The sequence below is a fragment of the Pengzhenrongella sp. genome, from assembly GCF_036565025.1.
Lineage (GTDB): Bacteria > Actinomycetota > Actinomycetes > Actinomycetales > Cellulomonadaceae > Pengzhenrongella.
In genome coordinates, this window is sequence record NZ_DATCNW010000260.1 from 1 (window position 1) to 3,859 (window position 3,859).

The window sequence follows — 3,859 nt, forward strand, 5'->3', positions numbered from 1 at the left end:
CTCACGTGAGATGGGCGAACTCGCCCGACCGATCAGCCCTCCGAGCCGGCGGCTCGTGCGGCCGCTGCCCGACGGCGCGTCGTGGCGTTGGCGTGCTCGGAGAACCTCGGCACCCAGCGCGCGAGACCGACCGTCGCGAGGAGCCCGACCGCGCCCATGGTCCCGATCCCGCCCGCGAGGCTGCCGAGCGCCGCGCCCGCCGCGACCACGAGCGGCCCGGCGGCGTTGCCCGCGTCGGAGTAGAGCCGCCAGATCCCGAGGAACTGAGCGCGCACCGCGGCCGGGGCGACGTCGGCCCCGATGGTCATCAGGATCCCCGAGCCGATGCCGTTCCCGAGGCCCATCACCATCGCCGCGGCGGTGACGCCCGCGAGCGTCGACGTGAACGGCAACGCCAGGATCGAGCCGCCCAGGATCAGCATCGACGGGATCGCGACCCACAGCCGCCCGCGACGGTCCATGACCTTGCCCGACGGGTAGAACAGCAGCATGTCGATCGCGCCGGAGATGCCGAAGACGACGCTCGTCGTCGCTGGGCTGAACCCGAGGTGCGCCGACCACAGTGGCAGCACGACCTGCCGGCTCGCCCGCAGCGCGCCGACGGCGAGCACCGCGAACCCGAGCGTGGTGAACACCTTCCCGTTCTGTCGCAGCACGGTCTGCAGCGGGACGGGGGTGCTCTGGCGGCGGCGGATCGTCTCGGCGCCCGCGACGTCGGGCACGACCAGCACGACGACGCCGGCGAGCAGGGAGGTCGCCACCGCGAGCCAGAAGACCCCGCGCAGGTCGACCAGCTGCACGATGCCCGCGCCGAGGAACGGGCCGATGAAGGCGCCGATGCGCTGCACCCCGCCGAGCGTGGACAGCGCGCGGGCCCGCTTCATGACGGGGATGACCTCGGTGAGGTACGCCTGCCGGGCCAGGGTGAACACGGCGTTCGTCGCGCCGACGGCCAGGACGCCCACGCCGAGCACCCACAGGTTCGGGGCCAGCGCGCACCCGGCCAGCGCGACGACGGAGAACACCGCGGCGATGAGCATCGCCCGCCGGTCCCCGATCCGCGCCGCGAGCGCGCCCGCAGGGACGTCGCCGACGATCTGCCCGACCCCGAGCAGCGCGACCAGCAGCCCCGCGATCGCGAGGTTGGCCCCGAGGTCCACCGCGAAGAGCGGGATGATCGGCACGATCGCCCCGATGCCGACCTCGAACACGAGCGCCGGCGCGTACACACCCCGCGCAACCGCCCTCAAGGGCGAACGGCTGGGCGGCGCAGGCAATTTCGTCATCCCCCCCATTCTCCCGCACCCGAGCGCGCCCCACTTCCCACGCCCCGCGAGGTAGCACCCGTGCGCCGAGGTAGCGCCCTGCGCCGCTCTACCTCGGCGCGGCGGTACTACCTCGGCGGGTCCGGTCTCGGGTCGAAGGAGGCCTCGGTGCGCAGCTCGGGGGCACGGGACGGGTCGGTGAGGGCGATCTCCAGGGCGTGCCGCAGGTCCCAGCGGTCGGCGGCCTGCGCCAGGCCCCTCGCCAGCGCGGACAGGTGCGTCGCGTGCACGACGGCGTCCGGGCCGTCGCCCTCGACCCACCAGTCGACCGGGGCGTCGCCGACCCGCAGGTCGTCGTGCTCACGCCAGGTTCGCGGCGCGGCCGGGACCAGCGCGAGGGCCGCGTCCGGGGTGGGGCCGACCTCGCCGTCGTCGTCGGGCGCGGCGGTAGCGCCGTCGGAGAACTCGTCGGCGAGCGGAAGGTCCAGCAACGCCGCGACGCGCACAGCGAGCGCACGGGGAGCCGGGATGAGCGCGGCGACGTCGGGCCGCTGGAACCACATGGGCGCGGGCGCGACGGCGGCGTCGTCGGCGTGCACGACGCGGACCTCGCCGGGCGCGACCATCGCGGGCAGCCGGTCGGGCACCCGCTCGAATTCAATCGCGGCGTCGGCCGCGTCGGCGAGCGCGCGCCAGAGGGTCGCCGCGGTGTCCGGCGGCACCGGTGTGCCGATCGGGCCGAGCGCGTCCAGGACGTCGGCCCAGCCCTCCGCGTCGAGGTCGGCGAACGACCCGACACCGCCCAGGGCCCGCAGCACGGTCGCGTCAAGGCCGGTGAGCCCGGCCGGGACGGGCGCGAGCAGGTCCCGCAGGCCCGCGGGCGCGGTCGGCAGCGCGAACGGTTCGCCGAGACCGAGCGCGACCGGGGTCCGCGTGCGCAGCCACCACGCCGCGTACGAGGGAGCTTCGCGGACCCGGGCGGTGTCGGCCCGGACCGGGTCGAGCAGCGCGCGGCGCAGGTCCGGATCGGCGGCGAGGTGGCCGAGCACCGCCGGCCAGGCCTCGTCGCGCACGGCGTCCAGGTCCGCGACCGCGGACAGCTCGCCGATCAGCGCGCCCGCGCCGAGCCGCCCGGCGAGCAGCTCGAGGTACTCCTCCCAGCCGTCCAGGGACCGGGTCGCGAGGTCCTCGCCGGCGCCGGCGCCGAGGAGGTCCTGCCCGGAGCCCTCGACCAGCACGTCGCGCACGTGCACCAGCGCGAGGTGGTCGCGGACGCCGACGGCGGCGAGCACCGCCGGGCCCCAGCGCTCCACGAGATCCTCGGCGACCGGGGCCAGCACGCGTTCGTCGAGCAGGTCCGCGGCGATGGACCCGCCCAGCACCAGGCCGCGGGCCGGGGTCGCCTCGTCGTGGGTGTCCCGCAGGGTGAGCTCGCCGAGCCACCCGGCGGCCTCGTCGGGCACCCGCCCGTCGCCCAGCGCGCCGGCGACCAGGGTGAGGACCGCGTCGGCGACGTCGGCGGCGAGCGCCAGGTCGTCGTCGTCGGCGACCTCGAGCACGGCCTCGCGCACCGCGGGCAGCAGCAGCAGCCCGCCGGCCTCCGGCGCAGCCGCGCCCAACCGCTCGAGTAACGGTCCGGCCGCCCCCGGATGCACCAACCGCACCCCCCACTGCCCCAGCACCTCAAGCGCCTCAAGCCCAGTACCCGGTCCTGCAAAGTTACCGGCGTTCTGCGAACTCCCGGACTTTGCAGAACGCGGGTTTGTTCGCAGAACGGTGGCGGTCGCGGGCACGACCAGACCGCGGGCGCCGCGGACCATGCGGCCGTCGAGGAGGGGGACGGGGAGGGCGGCCAGGGCCTCGCAGACGGCGGGGTCGGCGGCGGCCTGGTCCAGGGCGGCGTAGAGCGCGCGCCAGTCCTCGGGCTGGGCGGCGGTCGGCAGCTCCTCGACGAGGTCGGCGAGCTCGCGGATCTCGACCCCCAGGACGCGGGCTGGCGCCTCCTGGCCCGGGCCGAGCACGACCAGGTTCGCCGCCCAGCGCGCGAGGGCGCCGACGGCGTCCGGGTCGCGGCCGATCCCGCCCGCGAGCGCGACCGCCCGACGCGGCTCGAGGAGCCGGTCGGCGCCGTCCGCGCCGGGTTCGGGGTCGAGGCCGAGCTGCGCGTGCCCGCCGGGCTGCGGATGGCCGCCGCGCTGGTCCCCGCCGAGCCGCTGGTCCCCGCCGCGCCGCGGGTCCCCGACCCGCTCGGCGGGGGTCAGCAGCGGGGTCTTCGCGAGACGGTCCACGATCCGGTCGCGTAGCGCCGCGTCGAGCGCACCGGCAGCCAGCCCGACCGGGACGAGCGCGAGCGGATCCCCGCCCGCCTCGGCGACCCCGCGGGCGAGGTCGGCGTAGACGTCCCCCGCGTGGTCGAGCAGCGCATCGGTGAGCACGCCCCGCACGACGTGCCGACGCGACGGGTCGAGCGGGAGCGTCGCCACGAGCAGGGCCGGCAGCGAGCAGTGCTCGTCGGTCGGGGTGGGCGCATGCACGACGGCGCCCCACGCGGCGCCGGTCCCCCCGCCCGCCGGCCCGATCGCGCCGAGCCCGCC

2 protein-coding genes are annotated in these 3,859 nt (G+C 76.8%); both read right to left on the reverse strand.

What is annotated here, in order from left to right; genetic code table 11:
* Positions 1-32: 32 nt before the first annotated feature.
* Positions 33-1,286 (reverse strand): MFS transporter, encoded by a 1,254-nt coding sequence (locus VIM26_RS15205; protein ID WP_331952647.1) that lies wholly within the window; start codon positions 1,284-1,286, stop codon positions 33-35.
* 107 nt (positions 1,287-1,393) lie between these two features.
* Positions 1,394-3,859: ATP-binding protein (locus VIM26_RS15210; protein WP_331952649.1), on the reverse strand; the 2,466-nt coding region annotated here is incomplete at its 5' end.

Bases quoted from the DNA above. Each gene is read 5' to 3' on its own strand.
- VIM26_RS15205 (WP_331952647.1), bottom strand. From the start codon at position 1,286: ATGACGAAATTGCCTGCGCCGCCCAGCCGTTCGCCCTTGAGGGCGGTT.